Here is a 19,042-nt window from a genome sequence, read left to right on the forward strand (position 1 = left end):
CACGTTGGTCGCGCGCGCATCCCCCACATCGCCACCGCAGCAGTAAGTTGCTCCGCAGACGCCGGCTTAAAATTAGACCGTGTTGGCCGGCGCCGCTGCCCCTGGGAGAAGGAGCGGCGGGCGTGCGACTTGCGCCGTCGCGCGGTGTTACCCGTTTATTAACATATACAATCGATAGTTGCTTTCATCCTTGATTCCCGCAATAGCATGAGGCTGTTCGCACCAATTCGGCAGGCAGGTGCAGAAAGCGCAGCCATTGCCGCGGAGACAACACGGGTGACCACGATATCGCCGACGTCAAACGTTGCCCTGGAGATCCTCAGGCGGACCGCTGAGCCTGAGGAAAAAGCGGGGTCCACCGACAGCGCGAGCGGCATCCTCCAGGTCGCGAACGGCGTTTCCGCCGAGCCTGGCAAGGCGACCAAGCAAGCGCTCGGTGCGGTCAGCACCAGCATGCTGGAGCACACGGCAAGGTCCGACGCCTTTATCGGCCAGGCGCTGGAAATGGTGAATTCCGATCGCTTCAAAGCCAGCGATCCCAATGTCAGGGCGACGCTGAAGGAAATCCTCACCCAGCAGGGCGAGATTTTCGCGGGCCGGGTCGAAGCGGAACTGCTAAACGATCCCGATCTCAAGCATGAAGAGGCCATTGCTCTCGCGCTGACAGCGACGGTGCGCGGCAACCGCAGCCGTTTTGCCGAAACCGAGATCGTGCTCGGCTATGATCTGAAAATCGCGGCCGACCAGCTGCATTATGTTGCCGATGCCGAGGGCCATAGCTCCGGCCAGTCCCTGGCGGACGCCGCGAGCGAAGCGCGCATCGGTCTCGACATCGCACGCGGGGCGCGGATCAACGCGAAGGGCGATGCCGCGCTGGCGGAGGCCCTCAAGGCGGAGGCGGAGGCCGAGAAAATCTACAAGCGCACGCAACAGTCATTGAACGATTGGAACAGTTTCTGGACGAAGAAATTCGGCTGGGCGGACGGGCCGGTGACCGCGCGATAGAGCAACGCCGTTCGACGGTCAGATGAGGCGCGAGTGACGGGTCGCGGGGTACACCGTGTTTCCGTTTCCTCCAGGAAACGCGCCCCAACGGCCCGTTTCGGCGCGGTGCGTCCGCCACCCAACAACGCCCGCATTCCGCAGAGAAATCGCTCCGGGGCAGCTCCCACCGGCCAGGACATCCCGGCTGCGCGAGGATGCGCCTAAACGCGTCGCCATGCTTCGGTTCTGCCCTTGCGTTCTGAGCTTTCGGTTTGTCGCAGCCGCGACCGCAAGGTCGTCGTGGAATTTTCAGCGGCATGGCCCAGCTTTCCGCTCCTAGCCTTCTGCGCGGGCATTTTTCCCGGAAGGGCTGTGGCTTGCGGAGCCTTTGGGGTCGCGGTCGGTAAGCCACGCCCGTGTCTCGTCGAGGATCTCGGCCGACAGATCGGGATCGTCGGTCATCCTTGCCAGGATGAGCGCACCGATCATCGCGGCGGAACTGCCGATCGCGGCGCGGCGCCTCTGTTCGTCATCCGAGCCCGGCGCGATCTTGCCGAAGCGGACGAACTGGCGCTTGAGGACGCCGGTCATTTCCGACCGTGCAGCTCCCGGTTGGCGGCTCACGTCCGACGCCAGGGCTGCAAGCGGGCAGCCGTGGCCATAATCGTCGCGATGTTCCGGCGAAAGATAACGTCGCGCGACGGATGACAGGTCCACGGACAGAGGCTCGGTCTCTCCCTGCAGAGCGGCGAGCGTCTGTGCGATCAGATCCTCCTTGGAGGTGAAGTAGCCGTAAAAGCCACCATGGGTGAGGCCCGCCGCCTTCATGACATCGGTGACGGTAACGGACTCGAAGCCGCGTTCCCTAAACAGCCGGCCGGCCGCCTCCAGAATTGTCCGTTTGTTCTCTTCGACCTGCTTCCGGCTCACGCGCATCATCGTCTCCTGAAATTTCGATTGACATTATACATGATATCCATCATATATCCAAATACATGACGATCATCATTAATAATCTGAAGGAGCACGATCGATGAGCAGGAAGCCTAAAGTCCTTGTAACCGGTGCCTCTACCGGTATTGGTGCCGTCTATGCGGAGCGATTTGCGCATCGCGGCCATGATCTCGTTCTGGTCGCACGCAACACGGAGCGGCTCGACACTCTCGCCGCGCGCCTCAGGAACGAAACCGGCGTTGCCGTGGATGTCGTGCCGGCCGATCTGACGGACGGGCAGGACCTCGCCAAGGTCGAACAGCGCCTGCGCGAAGACCGGAGCATCGGGGTGCTGGTCAACAATGCTGGCACGTCTATCCCCCGCGGCTTTCTTCAGCAGCAGAACGAGGACATCTCGAAGCTGATCGCGCTCAACATCACGGCTGTGACCAGGCTTGCACATGCGGCGGCGCCGGGTTTTGCTGAGAGAGGCGAGGGGGCGATCATCAACATCGCGTCGGTCGTCGGGCTTGCGCCTGAGATGGGTGCAACCGTCTATGGGGCGACCAAGGCCTTCGTGCTGTTCCTCTCGCAGGGACTGAATGTCGAGCTCGCGGACAGGGGCGTCTATGTGCAGGCGGTTCTGCCCGCGGCGACGCGCACCGAAATCTGGGACCATGCCGGCGTCGATGTCGACACGCTTGCCGGCGTCATGGAGGTCGGCGATCTGGTCGATGCGGCGCTGGTCGGCTACGACCGGCGCGAGCTCGTGACGATCCCGCCGCTGCCGGATGCCGACCAGTGGAACGCGCTCGATGCGGCACGTCTGGCAATGCTGCCCAATTTTTCGCAGTCGCTGCCGGCGGAGCGCTATCGCTCGGCGGCCTGAGCCGTCCGCGCGCGGGAGCGGGCGATCGGCGTCCGCTCCGAAATCACGCGCTCACGGGAAGCCCGATGCTTGGACATTTGTCCGCTCGAGTTCCGTCAGCCGCATCGTCGATCAGCGACCGCGCCTAAACATTTGCCAAGCGTGGTCGGGCTGCTAGAGATTGAGGATCAAAGATTCGCAATGCCGGCCGCTCCCGTCCGCGTGCGAAGATCCTCCCTCGAAACGACGTTGATGGTGCGAACCGATGAAAAGATTCAATCTGGGACCAACCGACCTTTCCGTTTCCTCTGCCGTGCTCGGGATGATGCGGATTGCCGATCTCAGCGATGGCGCCATAGCCCGGCTTTACGGCAAGGCGAGGGACGTGGGCATCAATGTCTTCGACCATGCGGATATCTATGGCGGCGAGCTGAACGCCTGCGAGCGCCGCTTCGGCGATGCGCTACGGCTGAAGCCTGCCGAGCGCGAACAGATCGTCGTGCAGAGTAAATGCGGGATCCGGCGCGGCTATTTCGATTTTTCCAGGGAGCACATCCTGCAGTCGGTCGAGCGGTCGCTGGCGGCGCTGAAGACCGACTATCTCGATCTTCTCTTGCTGCATCGTCCGGATGCGCTGGTGGAACCGGAGGAGGTGGCACAGGCCTTCGACAAGTTGCAGGCGGCGGGCAAGGTACGTAATTTCGGCGTCTCGAACCACACCCCGCGGCAGATCGATCTCCTGAAGACGGCGGTGCGCCAGCCGCTGGTCGCCAACCAGATCCAGCTCAGCATCGCCCATGCCCCCTCCGTCGCCTTCGGCATTGCCGCCAACATGGCAGGCCTCGAGCAATCGATCGACCGCGACGGGGAAGTGGTCGTCTATTCGCGCATCAACCGCATGACGCTGCAGGCCTGGTCGCCGTTCCAGCAGGGTTTCTTCGGCGGTGTCTTCGTCGGCGACGAGACGAATTTCCCGGAGCTCAACCGGGTGCTGGACGAACTCGCGGGCAAGTACGGGGTATCGGCTTCCGCGATCGCCTATGCCTGGATCGCCCGCCATCCGGCCAACATTCAGGTGGTGCTTGGAACGACAAGTCCCGAGCGTTTGGCCGATATCGCGCCGGGCGCCGACATCACGCTGTCGCGCGAGGATTGGTATCGTCTCTTCACGGCGGCAGGACACGTTCTGCCCTGACCGCACGCGCTTGATGTTCCAATCAGAAGAAAGGCCCGCTCGGATCCGAGCGGGCCTTTCGTTTTTGAACGTCGTGCGCCGGCTGATCAGGTGCGCGGCTTCAGGTTCTCGGGGTCGTAGAGCGGCTTGTAGCCGATACCGACGACTTCGACCGGATAGGTTTCGGCGAAGTACTCGACGTTGAGCTTGCGGCCGACCTGGCAATGGGACCATGGCAAGTAGGCAAGCGCGATGTTCTTGCCGATCGTCGGGCCAAAGGCGATCGACGTGGTGTAGGAGCGGCGGCCGAGTTCGTCGACCAGAACCTTGCCGGTTTCCGGATCGATGACCGGCAGGGTGCCGACCGGATAGCGCTTGACGCCATTCCTGTCGGTGTTCTCGGTCAGCACCAGCGTGCAGAGCATGGCCGGCTGGTGCTCACGCGCCTTGTACTCGAGGTGCTTGGCCCTACCGCGGAAGTCGACGTCCTTGACCTTCGGGCGGGCAAGATCCGCCTCGATCAGGTTGTACTGGGTGAGAAGATCGGCGTTCTGCAGGCGCAGGCTCTTTTCCATGCGGCGCGAGTTCGCATAGGTTTCGACGCCGAAGGCCATGACGCCGGTCGAGCGCAGAGCGTCCCAGACGGCGAGACCGTCCTCGTACTTCATGTGCAGTTCCCAGCCCTGCTCGCCGACATAGGAGATGCGGAAGGCGGTGACCTTTTTGCCGGCGACCTCGATCGGCTTGATCGCGGCGAAGGCGAAGTTCTCGATGTCGAGACCCGAGGGATCGGCAACCACCTTCTTGAGCGTCTCACGGGCGTTGGGACCCCAGATGCCGATCGTGATGAACTTTTCCGAGACGTCGGTGATGGTGACGTCGAGGCCGCGGTCCTCGGCGACACGACGCATATATTGGAAGTCGCGCGGACCGGCGTCGGCGCCGTTGACGAGGCGGCAGCGGTCGGCCATGCGGAAGACGGTGAAGTCGGCCCGCACCATGCCCTCGTCGTCGAGGAAGTGGGTGTAGATGCCCTTGCCGATGTTGCCGTCACCGCCGATCTTGGCAGCGCAGAGCCACTCGAGAAGCTCGACATGGTCAGGGCCTTCGATGTCGACCATGTGGAAATGCGAGAGGTTGACGATGCCGCAATCCTCGCTCATGGCCAGATGCTCGGCGTTGGAGACGCGCCAGAAATGGCGGCTGTCCCACTCGTTCTCGCGCACCGGAACGCGGTCGCCGTACTTCTCCAGCAAGTGCTCGTTGGCGGCGTAGCCGTGGGCGCGCTCCCAGCCGCCGAGTTCCATGAAATAGCCGCCGAGTTCCTTCTCGCGTTCGTAGAAGGGCGAGCGCTTGACGTTGCGGCCCGTCGCATAGGGCTCGCGCGTGTGCACGGCCGGGTAATAGATCTTCTGCGCCGCCTCGAAGCAGCGGCCCTCGATGAATTTTTCCTCGAGCTGGTGCGGATAGAAGCGGGAATAGTCGATCGAGGCGTGGTCGATTTCGGTGCGCCCGTCCGTCATCCAGTCGGCGATCAACTTGCCGTAGCCGGGGCCGTCCTTCACCCAGATGGCCACACAGTACCAGAGGCCGCGCACCTTCTGGCTCTCGCCGCAGGAGGGGCCGCCGGCGGCCGAGACCTGCAAGAGGCCGTTGAAGGAATGGCCTTCATTGTAGCCGAGCTCGCCGAGGATCGGTGTCAGTTCCATGGCGCGCTCGAGCGGCTCGATGATCTGCTCCATGTCGAGGTCGCGCTGCGAGGGCGACAGGCGCGCCTCGTGCTTTTCGAGAATGTTGCGCGGATGGCAGAGGCGCGGATTCGTGGTCTCGTAATAGCCCCACTCGATCTGGCCGCCCTCGGTGGTCTTCGGGTCGCCGGTGTCGCGCATGTAGGCCGAGTTGCCCTGGTCACGCAAAAGCGGGAAGCCGATCTCCTTGCCGGTGCCTTCGAATTCGTTGTACGGGCCGAAGAAGGTGAGCGGATGGTCGACCGGCATGACCGGCAGGTCCTCTCCGACCATTTCGGCGATGAGGCGGCCCCAGATGCCGGCGCAGACGATGACATGATCGGCCATGATCGTGCCGCGATGGGTGACGACACCCTTGATGCGGCCGTTCTCGACGATCAGCGACTTCGCCGGCGTGTTGCCGAAGACCTGCAGCTTGCCGGATTTTTCGGCCGCATCGACGAGCTTGCCGGCAACCGTCTGCGACCGCGGGATGACGAGGCCGGCATCCGGGTCGAACATGCCGCCCATGACCTGATCTTCCTCGATCAGCGGAAACATCTTCTTGATTTCGGCCGGCGAAACATAGTGGGCGCGGGTGCCGAAGGCCTTGGCGGAGGAGAGCTTGCGCTTGATCTCTTCCATCCAGACGTCGTCGCCGGTGCGCGCAACTTCCAGGCCGCCGATGCGGGCGTAGTGGCCCATCTTCTCGAAGAAATCGATGGAGTACTGCGTCGTCCAAACCGAGAGGTAATCGTGGCTGGTGGTGTAGCAGAAGTCGGAGGCGTGCGCCGTCGAGCCGATATCGGTCGGGACACCCGACTTGTCGATGCCGACGATATCGTCCCAGCCGCGCTCGATCAGGTGATGCGCGATCGAGGCGCCCACGATGCCACCCAGCCCGATGATTACGACCTTCGCCTTTTGCGGAAACTCTGCCATTGATTGCGACCCTAGTTGGATTGGAAGCCGGATTTTAAGGCGTGATACATCACGACTAGAGCCTGTCTACGACATAATCATCAAACTGCACGACCAGAGCCGGGCAATCTTTTGGTCGCGCAACGAGAGCTATCGAGACGGTCATGCCACTGATTTCGTGAGAAAAAGCCCAAAGGATGTTCGATGCGACTTCCTTTAGCATAGGCAGCACGCGGCCGTATCGGAATGCGTCATCGCGTCGGGAAAGAATGTCCGACCTTAGGCTTTGTCCAAGGACGACAGTCAGCGGGTATGTCGCATGTCTTGGGCACCACGTCCTAAGGTGCGGCGCCGAAGAAGGTCAGGCGACTGAAGAGCACGTAGTTTGATTCCGAGACCATCAGGGCAACGAACACCAGCACCAGGAGCGGCGGCAACAGGATCGCGTAGATCAGCGCCAACCGCTCCCAGGCCATGTGCATGAAGATCGCGACGATGAGCCCTGCCTTCAGCATCATGAAGATCAGGATCAGCGACCATCTGAGATAGCCCTGCAGCCCGACGTAATCGACGAGGTATGAGAAGGTGCTGAGCACGAAAAGCAGGATCCAGACGGCCAGGTAGAGGCCAATCGGGTGCTGCTGGTGCGTTTGTGCCGGTGCTTGTGTTTGGGCTTGCGGTGCTGCGTGGGTGTGTACCGTCGTTTCTGTCATGGCCATGCCTCACCACAGATAGAAGAATGCGAAGATGAAGACCCAGACGAGGTCGACGAAATGCCAGTAGAGGCCGGTGATTTCGACGATCTCGTATTGTCCTTTGCGGCTCGTGAAGAAGCCGGCTTTGCCGGTGTCGAAGTCGCCGCGCCAGACCTTGCGGGCGATGATCAGCAGGAAGATGACGCCGATCGTGACGTGAGTGCCGTGGAAGCCGGTGATCATGAAGAAGGTCGAGCCGAATTGGGGAGCACCCCAGGGGTTGCCCCAGGGCCGCACGCCCTCGCTGATCAGTTTGGTCCATTCGAAGGCCTGCATGCCGACGAAGGTGGCGCCGAACAGGGCGGTTATCAGCATGAGAAGCGCGGTTTTCCGGCGGTCGTGGCGATAGCCGTAATTGACAGCCATCGCCATCGTGCCGCTGGAGGTGATCAGCACGAAGGTCATGATCGCGATCAGGATCAGCGGCACGTCCGAGCCGCCAATATGCAGCGCGAAGACTTCACTTGGATTGGGCCACGGCACAGCGGTCGACATGCGCGCCGACATATAGGCGATGAGGAAGCAGCCGAAGACGAAGGTGTCGCTCAAGAGGAAGATCCACATCATCGCCTTGCCCCAGGAGACGTTCTTGAACGTCCGCTGGTCGGAGGCCCAGTCGGAGGCGAAACCGGCAAGGCCCGCGGGGCGGTGGAGCGGCTCTCTGACAGGCGAATGTGTCTCGGCGGACATGCCTTGGCTCCTTCAAGTCAAGAGGGACCGGCAGAGCTCGACGAAGTCGTTGGCCCAGCCGGAAAAGAGCGCGAAAAGCACCAGCCATACGGCCAGCATGAAGTGCCAGTAGGTGGCGCAGAGCGTGATCGACAGCACGGCCTTTTCGCCCATCGGGCCGGCGCGCGTTTTCACGATCACCCGCGTGAGCGCGATGAGCCCACCGAGGATGTGCAGGCCATGCATGCCGGAGATCATGTAGAAGAAACTGTTGGCCGGATTGTCGGCGAGGACAAAACCGGCGTCCGTAAGCTCGCGCCAGGCGAAGACCTGGCCGGCGAGGAAGGCGAGACCGGTTGCAAGGGCGGCGATCAGCGCCGTGCGGCTTGCCTCGTCACGGTGCTGGTCGGCCGTTGCCCGCGCCGCATGGAGAAGCAGGCTGCCGAGAGCGAGAATGGCGGTGTTAAGCCACAGGATCTTCGGCATTGGCGTCGACCACCAGTCGGTGGAGGCCATGCGCATGAAATAGGCGCTGATGAAGAGCGAAAAGAGCGCGGCGACGACGGCCAGAAAGACGCCAAGACCGATTTTCGCGGGCGCCATGGGAGGCCGGTCGTGTGGGCGGAGGTCGTGGGCGTGGCCGACCTCCAGCCACGGTTTCGAGAACAGCCGCTGTCGGCTGAGCCACCAGCCGGCGATCGCGAAAATCACCGCCAGGAAGGCGAGCGTGACGTTCATGAGGCCCCCTCCGGCGCATGGCTCGTTGCGCCCGGCTGGTTCTGCGGAATGAAGTCTTCCGCCGCTCCGGGCACGCTGTAGTCATAGGGCCAGCGATAGACGACCGGCAGTTCCTTCCAGTTGCCGTGGCGCGGCGGCGTCTCCGGCGTCTGCCATTCGAGCGTCGTTGCCCGCCAGGGGTTGCCGCCGGCCTCGCGGCCGTGGCGGATGCTCCAGATGAGATTGAAGAGGAAGACGATCTGGGCGGCGCCGACGATCAGCGCCATGATGGTGATGAACTCGTTGAGCGTATGGGCGGAAGCCGGCACGAAGGCGGTCTCGCCCATCTCATAGTAGCGGCGCGGCATGCCGATCAGCCCGAGATAGTGCATCGGGAAGAAGATCAGATAGGCACCGACGAAGGTGACCCAGAAATGGAGCTGCCCCATCGCCTCGTTGAGCATACGGCCGGTGATCTTCGGATACCAATGGTAGATCGCGCCGAAGATGACGAGGATCGGCGCGACGCCCATGACCATGTGGAAATGGGCGACGACGAACATCGTGTCGGAGAGCGGCACGTCGACGACGACATTGCCGAGGAAGAGGCCCGTCAGCCCGCCATTGACGAAGGTGACGATGAAGGCGAGCGCAAACAGCATCGGCAGCGACAGGTGGATGTCGCCGCGCCAGAGGGTCAGCACCCAGTTATAGACCTTGATCGCCGTCGGCACGGCGATGATCAGCGTCGTCGTGGCGAAGAAGAAGCCGAAATAGGGGTTCATGCCGCTGACATACATGTGGTGCGCCCAGACAATGAAGGAGAGCGCGCCGATGATGACGATCGCCCAGACCATCATGCGGTAGCCGAAGATGTTCTTGCGGGCGTGGGTGCTGATCAGATCCGACACGATGCCGAAGGCGGGCAGTGCGACGATATAGACCTCCGGATGACCGAAGAACCAGAAGAGGTGCTGGAACAGGATCGGGCTGCCGCCACCATGCTGCAACTGTTCGCCCATCTCGACGATCGCCGGCATGAAGAAGCTGGTGCCGAGTATACGGTCGAACAGCATCATGACGCAGGCGACGAAGAGGGCGGGGAAGGCGAGCAGTGCCATCACTGTGGCCGTGAAGATCCCCCAGACGGTAAGCGGCATGCGCATCAGCGTCATGCCGCGCGTGCGGCCCTGCAGCACGGTGACGACATAGTTGAGCCCACCCATGGTGAAGCCGATGACGAAGAGAATGAGTGACGACAGCATCAGCACGATGCCCCAGTCATTGCCTCCCGGCGTGCCCGACATCACCGCCTGTGGTGGATAGAGCGTCCAGCCGGCGCCGGTCGGCCCGCCGGGGGCAAAGAAGCTTGCGACCAGCACCAGCACGGCAAGCAGGTAGAGCCAGTAGCTCAGCATGTTGGCATAGGGGAAGACCATGTCGCGCGCGCCGAGCATCAGCGGGATCAGGTAGTTGCCAAAGCCGCCGAGGAACAGCGCGGTCAGGAGATAGATCACCATGATCATGCCGTGCATGGTGATGAACTGGTAGTAGCGCTCGGCATCGATGAAGGCGAAGGCGCCGGGAAAGCCGAGCTGCAGCCGCATCAGCCAGGAGAGGACGAGCGCGACCATGCCGATCGCGATCGCGGTCGAGGCATATTGCACGGCGATGATCTTGGCATCCTGGCTGAAGACATAGCGCGTCCACCAGCTATGCGGATGATAAAGCTCCACGTCCTCCACTTCCGCGGGGCCAATCTGTTCGCCCGTGCCATGCCGGATATCGACCATCTGCGAGAACCTCCCAACACCGGATCATCTCGATCCAACGCTTGAAACACGCAATTCCGGACGTCGAACGATGGAATTGCTTTCGCTCACGAGCGGGATGCAGGCGGAAAACCGCGCACACTTACCTTATCCCGCTTTGGCCGTCGGGGCGCCTCCTATTGCGCCGGGGCGGCATTTCCTGCCTGCGCCGTTTCCTTCGTTCCTGCCTTCGCCTGCAATTGCTGGAACGTCGTCTGTTGCGAAAGCCAGGTCTGGTAGTCGGCCGCATTGTCGACGATGACCGTGCCGCGCATCTGCGGATGGCCGGTGCCGCAGAGTTCGGCGCAAAGCACCTCGAACGTGCCGGTGCGCGTCGGCGTCAGCCAGAAATAGGTGACCATGCCCGGCACCATGTCCATCTTGGCGCGGAATTCCGGCACGTAGAAATCATGCAGCACGTCGACCGAGCGTAGCAGCATCTTCACCGGCTTGCCGACCTCCAGGTGCAGCTCGCCGCCTTCGATGACGACGTCGTCGAGGGCTGCCGCGTCGTTGCGGTTGAGACCGAGCGAGTTTTCCGGGGTGATGTCGCGGGTCTCGGAGGTTCCGAGCTTGCCGTCGGCGCCGGGCAGCCGGAAACTCCACAACCATTGCTGGCCGACGACTTCCACTTCCGCTGCACCGTCAGGCACGGTGACGAACTGATGCCAGACGAAAAGACCGGGGGTCAGCATGGCCGCGACGCCGAGCGTGGTGCCACCCGCGAGCCACCCCTCGAGCTTCCTGTTTTCCGGTTCATAGGCCGCCCGGTTTCCCGGGCGATGGCGAAAACGAAGGACGCAATAGGCCATGAAAAGCACGACGGCGACGAAGACGACGCCGGTAATCCAGAAGGTAATGATCAGCGTATTGTCTATGTAATTCCAGTTGGACGCGATCGGCGTCCACCACCAAGGGCTCAACAGATGGAACAACACCGACCCGACGGCCACCAAAACCAGAACAACTACCACGGCCATTTCTGTCCCTCCTCGCCGCTGGCGGCTGTGGGCATGAATACGCAATCCGTAGAGCCTGCTGCATGTTCGCTTTAATCGCAGCCGATCAAAGAAAAACATGCAGGAATTCAAAGTTCTACAGCGACCTTTGCGCGTCCGATAAGACGCGCGGCGCTGTACCTGCAATTATTGCACGAACGTCGAATAGTCGCAATTCGCCGCCTCCGTGCGGGCGACGGTTGCCTTTAGTCTTCGCAGGCTACTGCGAATACTGCTTCAGATAGGCGATAAGATCAGAGATCTGCGTGTCGTCCTTCAACCCCGCAAAGGCCATCTTGGTGCCCTTGATCTTGGTCCGGGGATTTTGAAGGTAATCGCGTAGATGGGCCTCGTCCCAGACGAGGCCAGCCTTGCCGGCATTGATCATCGCCGGGGAGTAGCTGAAGTCGGCATGGGTGCCGGCCGTTCGCCCGAACAGATGGTTGAGCGACGGCCCAACCTTGTTGGTATCGCTGTCAGCCACGTGGCAGACGGCGCATTTCTTGAAGACGGTGGCTCCGGCTGCGGCATCGCCCTCTTGCGCGAGGGTCGCGAGCGGACAGAGCATCGTTGTCGAAAAGGCAAGGGCAACAACAAGTTCTCGCATGACACTTCCTCAAAATCGCCGGGCGCAGGCAAGGAAGGCTATCGTCAATCTGTCGTTTTGGCGGTGCTTGCTTCTCTTAATTTGGCGCCACGGGCGGTTGATACTTGCGACACCGAAACGGTACGCCTCGTCCTCAGGAAGTCAACCGCCGCGGCCGGCAGGTCGCCGGCCGCGCCTAAATTTTCACCAGAGATGGTGACGGCGATCAGACGCGATTGCCGTCGGCGTTGAAGAAATGCAGGCGCTCGACCGGCAGGCGCACCGGAAGCGTGCCCGACGCGTTCAGGAACTTTCGGTCGTTGGTAAAGGCCTTGAAGCCGGCGCGGCCGAAGGAAAGATGCAGGATGATGCCGAAACCCGTCGGCTCGACCAGGTCGACATTGGCGTTCAGCGCATCCGGACCATCGACGCCGATCTCGACATGCTCCGGGCGGATGCCGAGCGTCGCCTTGGCGCCGCCGACCAGGGCGGGATGCGGCTCAGCCGGGATGGTGACGCCGCCTTCCGTCTCGAAGCGCGGGGCGGTGCCGTTCAGGTAGGTGCCCTCGAAGAAATTCATGCCGGGCGAGCCGATGAAGCCGGCAACGAAGAGATTGGCGGGGCGGTCGTAGAGATCGAGCGGGCTGCCGACCTGCTGCACGAAGCCGCCGTTCATGGCAACGATCCGGTCGGCGAGCGTCATCGCCTCGATCTGGTCGTGGGTGACGTAGATCGAGGTGGCGCCGAGGTCCTTGTGCAGCTTCTTGATTTCGGCGCGCATCTGTTCGCGCAGGCGCGCGTCGAGGTTCGACAGCGGCTCGTCGAAGAGAAAGGCTTTCGGCTCGCGCACAATGGCGCGGCCCATGGCGACGCGCTGGCGCTGACCGCCGGAGAGCGCACGCGGCCGGCGCTCCAGCAGCGGGTCGAGGCCGAGCTTGGCGGCAGCACTTGAGACGACGCTTGCGATCTTCTCCTTCGCGGTTTTGCGGAGCCTCAGGCTGTAGCTCATGTTCTTGGCGACCGACATGTGCGGATAGAGCGCGTAGGACTGGAACACCATGGCGATGTCGCGGTCCTTCGGTGCCAGTTCGTTGACGCGTTTTCCGGCAATGCGGATCTCGCCCGAGGTGACGCTTTCAAGCCCGGCGATCATGCGCAGAAGCGTGGACTTGCCGCAGCCGGAGGGGCCGACGAGCACGACGAATTCGCCGTCGCCGATCTTCAGGTCGACATCGTGCAGGACCGGGTGGATGCCGTAGGATTTCTGGATATTGGCGATATCGATGGAAGCCATGAGAACAATCCTCAGCCTTTGACCGCGCCGGCCGTGAGGCCCTGGACGAGATAACGTTGAATGAGCAGGAAGAAGAGGCAGGCGGGGATGAGCGCGAGCACGCCGGCGGCCATCATCTGCCCGAAGTCGACGGAGAACTTCGACACGAAGGACAGAAGCCCGACGGGGAAGGTCGCCTGGTCGTTGCCGGAGATCAGCATCAGCGAAAAAAGAAGCTCGCTCCAGGCGGCGGTGAAGACGAAGCCGAGGGTGGCGGCAATGCCGGGCAGCGTCAGCGGCAGGATGATCTGGCGGAAGGCGACGAATTGGGTCGCGCCGTCGATCATCGCAGCTTCCTCCAGATCCTTCGGAATGCCGTCGAAGAAGGACTGCATCAGGAAGGTGGCAAACGGCACGTTGAAGGCGGTGTAGACGATGACGAGGCCGGTCAGGCTGTTGGTCAGGCCGAGCGGCGACAGGATCTTGAAGATCGGCGCCACCAGCATCACCAGCGGAAACATCTGCGTCAGAAGCATCAGCGCCACCAGCCAGTACTTGCCGCGGAAATTGAAGCGCGACAGCGCATAGCCCGAGAGCGAGGCAAGGACAGTGACGATGACGGCGGTCGAGCCGGAAACGATCAGGCTGTTCTTGAAGAACACCGGAAAGGCGCTGTGGCGCAGCACGAAATCGAAATGCTCCAGGCTGGCGCGCGACGGCCACATTCGAATGCCTTCGGAATAGAGCAGGTCGTTCGGAGTGACTGCGACCTTCAGCAGCCAGTAGAGCGGGAAGAGCGCAAAGGCGATATAGGCGAGAATGGCCAGCCGGTGTGCGATCGTGAGGAGAAGAGGTTTGGCGCGCATCGGTCTCAATCCTTGCTCAAGAGCCATTGCCGCAGGATGACGATCAGCATCGAATAGGCGAGCAGCAGTGCCAGAAGCACGAGCGCGATCGCCGAGGCGTAGCCGAAATCCAGCCGCTTGAAGGCCTGGGTGAAGATGTAGCTGGCGACGATCTGGGTGCGATCGGCCGGCCCGCCGTTGGTCATGACGATGATCAGGTCGGCGAAGTTCGAGATCCAGACGGTGCGCAACAGGATGGTGATGGCAATGGTCGGCGCGAGGAAAGGCAGCGTGATCGAGAGAAAGCGCTGAACCGGACCGGCGCCGTCGATGCTGGCGGCCTCGTAGAGGTCGCGGGGGATCGCCTGAAGGGCGGCAAGCAGGGTGATGGCGAAGAAGGGAATGCCCCACCAGACATTGGCGACGATCGGTCCCCACATGGCAAGCTGCGGGTCGGAGAGGATGTTGTGTGGCTCGCTCATGATGCCGAGGCCGAAGAGCCAATGCGGCAGAGGGCCGACGACCGGATTGAACAGCCAGGCCCAGTTGAGGCCGGCAAGGAAACTCGGCACCGCCCACGGAAGAAAAACGAGCGCCTGGGCGAGGCCGCGGCCGTAGAACGGCTTGTCGAGCAGCAGCGCGAGGATCAGGCCGAAGACGAACTGGAAGAACACCGATGCGCCCGTCCACCAGAGGGTATTGCGAAGCGCCCGGTAGAAGGCCTGATCCTCGGAGAGCGCCCGGAAATGATCAAGCCCGATATAGGCACCGGAAAACGGGTTCAGGAGCTGGATATCGCGGAAGGCATAGGAAACGCCAAGCACCAGCGGCACCAGCATCACCGTGACGATCAGGATCAGGGCCGGCGCGCTATAGAGATAGGGTGCGGCGGCATCGGCGATGCGCTTCTTCAGCGGCGTCCTGCTTTTAGGCAGGCCGCTTTGTCGGGCGACGTAGGTCATCGATCGAAATATCCCCTGTGCGGTCGCCGGTTTCTTCGACGTACCTCGTTTTCGTATGCAAGAGCGGAGTACGGGCGGAGACCGCGCACGCGTCATTCCGCTTGAGATCATGAGGGCCGATGGCGGCGAACCGCCACCGGCCAAAGGCTTACTTCTTGCTGGCGAGGAACTTCTGCTGCGCCTTGGTCAGGTAGTCGGCCCACTGGTCGGCGAGTTGCTGCGGCGTGATATCGCCGAGCAGGGCTTCCTGGGTCGTCTTGATGGCGAGCGAATCCTTGAAGAAGGCGAATTCCTCGAGGTAGGTCGGCATGACCGTCAACACGACGTCCTTGTCGGCGAGTTCGTCGAACCAGCCCTTGAACTGAGCGCTGGCATAGAAGGGATCCTTCTCGGCGGACTTGTGTACCGGAAGCGCCCCCGTACGCTTGTTCCACTCGATGTTGCCTTCCGGCCCTTCGAGCGTCTCGATCAGCTTCCAGGAGAGGTCCTTGTTCTGGCTTGCCGACAGCATCGACCAGCCGGCAAAGCCGATGGTGGTAAACGCCTTTCCGCTCGGGCCCTTCGGCATGGTGGTGACGCCGAAGTCTTCCGACTTCATGCGTTCGGCAATGGCGATCAGCGCGTCCGGATCCTGGTCGAGGAAGGCGCAGGTGCCGCTGTAGAAGCCGGCGACGATTTCGTTGAAGCCCCAGTTGACGCTGTCCTTCGGCGCCAGGCCCTTTTTGTAGAGGTCGATCACCCAGGTCAGACCCTTGACCCAGCCTTCGCTGTTCATGGTCGAGGTGCCGTCCTCGTTGAAGAAGGTGTTGCTGCCGGCCATGGTCGCGCCGAACATTACCCAGCCGTTGAGTCCACCAGGTCCGCCGCGCAGGCAGTAGCCGGATTTGCCCGGAAGCTTGGAGACGGCTTCGGACGCCTTGACGAAGTCGTCCATGGTCTTCGGCGGCTCGTTGATGCCGGCTTCCGACAAGAGCTTCTTGTTGTAGAACATGGCGCGCAGGTAGAAGCCGTAGGGCAGCATATAGGCGGTGTCGTTGACGTCGCGGCCGAGTTCGAGCGCGCGCTCGGTGAGGCCACCGGTGTGTTCCCATTTGGCGAGGTAGGGTTCGAGGCTTTCGAGCATGCCGTTGTTGGCATAGAGCGACAGCCAGGTGTCGGGCATTTCCATCACGTCAGGCAACTCGCCGGCCGAGACCATGGTGGCGAACTTCTGGAAGGCTTCGCCCCAGGGCAGCGAGATGATCTCGACCGTCGTGCCGGGGTTGGCAGCTTCGAACTTGGCGACGATCGACTTCAGCGTCTCGGTGCGCTCAGGGCTGGTGATGACCTCGACCAGCTTCAGCTTGGTATCGGCCAGTGCGCTTCCAGCCATCAGGGTGGCAAGAAGCGCGGCAGTGATCAGTTTCTTCATTTCTGTTCCCTCTTTTCTTCGTTGGTTTTGGTTCAAAGTGGGTAGAGCGGGATCTCAATCCCGCTCCTGTCAGCCAATCGAAGCGACGGCGAGCGCCGCTTCGAGATCGCTCCAGAGGGCCTCCGTTCCCTCCAGGCCGACATGGAGCCGTACCGACCGCGGCGAGATGCCGAAGGCGGCCGCGGAATTGGGCCGGGCTTTCTGCGACAGCACGACTTCGCCCGGCACGATGAGGCTTTCATGTCCGCCCCAGGAGACGCCGAGCTTGAAGAGTTCGAGATGATCGGCGAAGCGCCTGACGTCGACGCCCTCGCGGAAGATGAAGGAGAAGAGGCCCGACGTGCCGGAGAGCCCGGGCGGCAGCGTGTTGCCGAGCCCGGGGTGGCAGACTTTTTCGACCAGCGGGTGGGCCTGCAACCGGCGTGCGACTTCAAGCGCCGAACGCTCGTGCGACTTCATGCGGATCGGCAGCGTGCGCAGGCCGCGGATCAGCAGCCAGGCATCGAAGGGCGAAAGCTTGCCGCCGAGATAGGGGTAGGCCTCCGAGCGGATGCGGCCGATCAGTTCCTTGGAACCGGTGACGACGCCGGCGACGACGTCCGAGTGGCCGCCGAGATACTTCGAAGCCGAATGAATGACGAGGTCGACGCCGAGCGCGATCGGCTGCTGGAAGATCGGGCTTGCCCAGCTGTTGTCGATCGCGGTGATGATGCCCTGGTCTTTGGCAAGCCGCGCAAGGGAGGCGACGTCGTGGGTGTCCATCACCCAGCTCGTCGGGCTTTCCATGTAGAAGAGCTTGGCTCCGGGCAGCGCTTTCGCGACCGCTTCCTCGTCGCGGCCGTCGACATAGGTCACCTCGATCTTCATGCGCTTCAGATGCGTGCCGAAGAGGCGGAAGGCGTCGGGATAGACATGGTTGACGGCAACGATCCGGTCGCCCGGCTCGACAAAAGAAAGCACGGTCGACGAGATCGCCGACATGCCGCTGGCAAAGCCGATCGCATCCTCGCCGCCTTCCAGCTTCGCCAGCATCTCCTCGAACATGCGCACGGTCGGGTTGAGGCCGCGAGTATAGATCGGCCGCACGCGCTCGCCTTTGTAGGAGGCGACCATGTCGTCATAGTCTTTGAAGGTGAAGAGCGAGGTCTGCACGATCGGCGGCACGACGGCATCGAAGGCGTGGCCTTCGTCATGCGCGACGATCAGCGAGGCGTGGTCGAACGGATCGAGGCCGTTGGTCATTTGGACATTTCCTTGATGTCTTCCTCGACGATCGCGAGGATTTTCAGCGTTTCTTCGCGCGCGGTGTCAGGGTCCTGAGCGGCGATCGCGTTGAAGAGAGTGCGGTGGAACGGGAAGGAACGACGGGCGAAATCCGTGCGATCGAAAGGATGGTCCCAGAAGCGTTCGAAGGCCTCGCGCATCTGTTCGAGCAACTGCCGGAACAGGGGATTATGGGTGGCATCGTAGATCGCCAGGTGAAAGGCGAGGTCCTCCGGACCCGATGTGCCCTTGGCGATGTGCACGCGCTCCATCTCGTTGAGCTTGATTTCGATGACCTCGAGGTCTTCGTCGGTGCGCCGGCGGGCGGCGACCATGTTGGCCTCGACCTCGATGCCGCGGCGCACTTCGAGCGTCATCAACAGCACGTCGCGCAGGTGCGCAGTGTCGAGGGTGAGCGGCATATGGACGGTCGCGCCCGAGATCGTGCGCAAGAGATAGGTGCCGCTGCCCTTGCGCGCTTCGACCACGCCGAGCGCCTGGAAGTGGCGGATGACCTCGCGGATGGTGGAGCGCCCGACGGCAAGCGCTGTCATCAGTTCGCGTTCTGCCGGCAGACGGTCGCCGGGTTTCAGGCCTGAATGCTGGACGTAGTCGGCGAGCGCGGCAATGACCTGCTGCGCCCGGTCGGCGGGCGGCAATGGCAGAAGCGCTGCTCTGGCTTGTTCAGTCATTCAGCCTCCCCCTCGGCGCCAAATTGGTCTGACATCTGATCAATATGATCAAGGCAAAGGAGGTGGTCAAGCGAGAACTTATAAAGCCCCGCGTCGGTTGACCTCTCCGTGGGCAGGCGTAGACAGGGAGGCAAGGAGCTTGAAGATGTTGAAATCAGGAACTGTGTTTGCCGTCGCCATGGTCGGCGCGTTCTTTGCTTTGGTGGCGGTCGTGGGCGACGCGGAAGCGCAGATGCGCACTCGAAAGGGCGAGTACTATGAGGGGATCCAGCGCAAGCCCTATGGCTACTACTGGATCTGGCCGCCGGTCGAACAGCGGGAGCCGGGATACAGGCAACGTCCCGGCAAGGATGGTCCGGCCGGCAACATGACGACGAAACCCCGCAAGCGGCCGACCCAATAAGCTTGCTGTGCTGCCAAGCGAACCGGCCAAAGAGTTGCGGCGCCCGAGGG

Annotated in this window: 18 protein-coding genes; 4 read left to right on the plus strand and 14 right to left on the minus strand. The window is 62.3% G+C overall.

Features of this window, described 5'->3' with window-relative positions:
- Positions 1-276: 276 nt before the first annotated feature.
- Positions 277-1,005, plus strand: a complete 729-nt coding sequence (locus XB14_RS01945; RefSeq protein ID WP_077959946.1) for a hypothetical protein — start codon at positions 277-279, stop codon at positions 1,003-1,005.
- Between the two features lie 315 nt (positions 1,006-1,320).
- Here the strand turns inward: XB14_RS01945 and XB14_RS01950 are convergent, their stop codons facing one another.
- Positions 1,321-1,920 carry a TetR/AcrR family transcriptional regulator gene (locus XB14_RS01950; protein ID WP_077959947.1) on the minus strand — a complete coding sequence of 200 codons (600 nt, stop codon included), beginning with the start codon at positions 1,918-1,920 and terminating at the stop codon, positions 1,321-1,323.
- A gap of 97 nt (positions 1,921-2,017) precedes the next feature.
- Between XB14_RS01950 and XB14_RS01955 the strand changes: the two genes are divergently transcribed.
- Positions 2,018-2,806: an SDR family NAD(P)-dependent oxidoreductase gene (locus XB14_RS01955; RefSeq protein WP_077959948.1), complete on the plus strand. Its 789-nt coding sequence runs from the start codon at positions 2,018-2,020 to the stop codon at positions 2,804-2,806.
- Between the two features lie 244 nt (positions 2,807-3,050).
- Positions 3,051-3,980: an aldo/keto reductase gene (locus XB14_RS01960; protein ID WP_077959949.1), complete on the plus strand. Its 930-nt coding sequence runs from the start codon at positions 3,051-3,053 to the stop codon at positions 3,978-3,980.
- An 86-nt stretch (positions 3,981-4,066) separates the two neighbouring features.
- Here XB14_RS01960 and XB14_RS01965 read toward each other — a convergent pair whose 3' ends face one another.
- From XB14_RS01965 to XB14_RS02025, 13 genes are all read right to left on the minus strand, one after another.
- On the minus strand, positions 4,067-6,628 hold the full coding sequence (locus tag XB14_RS01965; RefSeq protein ID WP_077959950.1) for a GcvT family protein: 2,562 nt from the start codon (positions 6,626-6,628) through the stop codon (positions 4,067-4,069).
- A gap of 317 nt (positions 6,629-6,945) precedes the next feature.
- Positions 6,946-7,326, minus strand: coding sequence for a cytochrome C oxidase subunit IV family protein (locus XB14_RS01970; RefSeq protein WP_077959951.1), 381 nt, complete (start codon positions 7,324-7,326; stop codon positions 6,946-6,948).
- Positions 7,327-7,329: 3 nt separating this feature from the next.
- Entirely contained in the window at positions 7,330-8,052 is a 723-nt protein-coding gene (locus XB14_RS01975; protein WP_077959952.1) for a heme-copper oxidase subunit III family protein, read from the minus strand.
- 12 nt (positions 8,053-8,064) lie between these two features.
- Positions 8,065-8,769 (minus strand): cytochrome c oxidase subunit 3, encoded by a 705-nt coding sequence (locus XB14_RS01980; RefSeq protein ID WP_077959953.1) that lies wholly within the window; start codon positions 8,767-8,769, stop codon positions 8,065-8,067.
- Positions 8,766-10,541 carry a cytochrome c oxidase subunit I gene (gene ctaD / locus XB14_RS01985; RefSeq protein WP_077959954.1) on the minus strand — a complete coding sequence of 592 codons (1,776 nt, stop codon included), beginning with the start codon at positions 10,539-10,541 and terminating at the stop codon, positions 8,766-8,768. The genes XB14_RS01980 and ctaD overlap by 4 nt, the downstream gene beginning before the upstream one ends.
- Before the next feature lie 155 nt (positions 10,542-10,696).
- Positions 10,697-11,539: a cytochrome c oxidase subunit II gene (locus tag XB14_RS01990; protein WP_077959955.1), complete on the minus strand. Its 843-nt coding sequence runs from the start codon at positions 11,537-11,539 to the stop codon at positions 10,697-10,699.
- Positions 11,540-11,777: 238 nt separating this feature from the next.
- Positions 11,778-12,164, minus strand: a complete 387-nt coding sequence (locus XB14_RS01995) for a c-type cytochrome (RefSeq protein ID WP_077959956.1) — start codon at positions 12,162-12,164, stop codon at positions 11,778-11,780.
- A 205-nt stretch (positions 12,165-12,369) separates the two neighbouring features.
- A complete protein-coding gene (locus XB14_RS02000) occupies positions 12,370-13,437 on the minus strand; it encodes an ABC transporter ATP-binding protein (RefSeq protein ID WP_077959957.1) in 1,068 nt (355 codons plus the stop codon).
- Between the two features lie 11 nt (positions 13,438-13,448).
- Positions 13,449-14,282: a carbohydrate ABC transporter permease gene (locus XB14_RS02005; protein ID WP_077959958.1), complete on the minus strand. Its 834-nt coding sequence runs from the start codon at positions 14,280-14,282 to the stop codon at positions 13,449-13,451.
- Between the two features lie 5 nt (positions 14,283-14,287).
- On the minus strand, positions 14,288-15,223 hold the full coding sequence (locus XB14_RS02010) for a carbohydrate ABC transporter permease (protein WP_077959959.1): 936 nt from the start codon (positions 15,221-15,223) through the stop codon (positions 14,288-14,290).
- A gap of 148 nt (positions 15,224-15,371) precedes the next feature.
- Entirely contained in the window at positions 15,372-16,634 is a 1,263-nt protein-coding gene (locus XB14_RS02015) for an ABC transporter substrate-binding protein (protein WP_077959960.1), read from the minus strand.
- A gap of 69 nt (positions 16,635-16,703) precedes the next feature.
- Positions 16,704-17,876, minus strand: a complete 1,173-nt coding sequence (locus XB14_RS02020; RefSeq protein WP_077959961.1) for a PLP-dependent transferase — start codon at positions 17,874-17,876, stop codon at positions 16,704-16,706.
- Positions 17,873-18,589: a FadR/GntR family transcriptional regulator gene (locus tag XB14_RS02025; RefSeq protein ID WP_077959962.1), complete on the minus strand. Its 717-nt coding sequence runs from the start codon at positions 18,587-18,589 to the stop codon at positions 17,873-17,875. Before XB14_RS02025 ends, XB14_RS02020 begins: the two co-directional genes overlap by 4 nt.
- A gap of 145 nt (positions 18,590-18,734) precedes the next feature.
- Between XB14_RS02025 and XB14_RS02030 the strand changes: the two genes are divergently transcribed.
- Positions 18,735-18,992, plus strand: a complete 258-nt coding sequence (locus XB14_RS02030) for a hypothetical protein (RefSeq protein ID WP_143348189.1) — start codon at positions 18,735-18,737, stop codon at positions 18,990-18,992.
- Positions 18,993-19,042: the final 50 nt, after the last annotated feature.

The sequence above is a fragment of the Ensifer adhaerens genome, assembly GCF_002007205.1.
GTDB lineage: Bacteria > Pseudomonadota > Alphaproteobacteria > Rhizobiales > Rhizobiaceae > Ensifer > Ensifer adhaerens_D.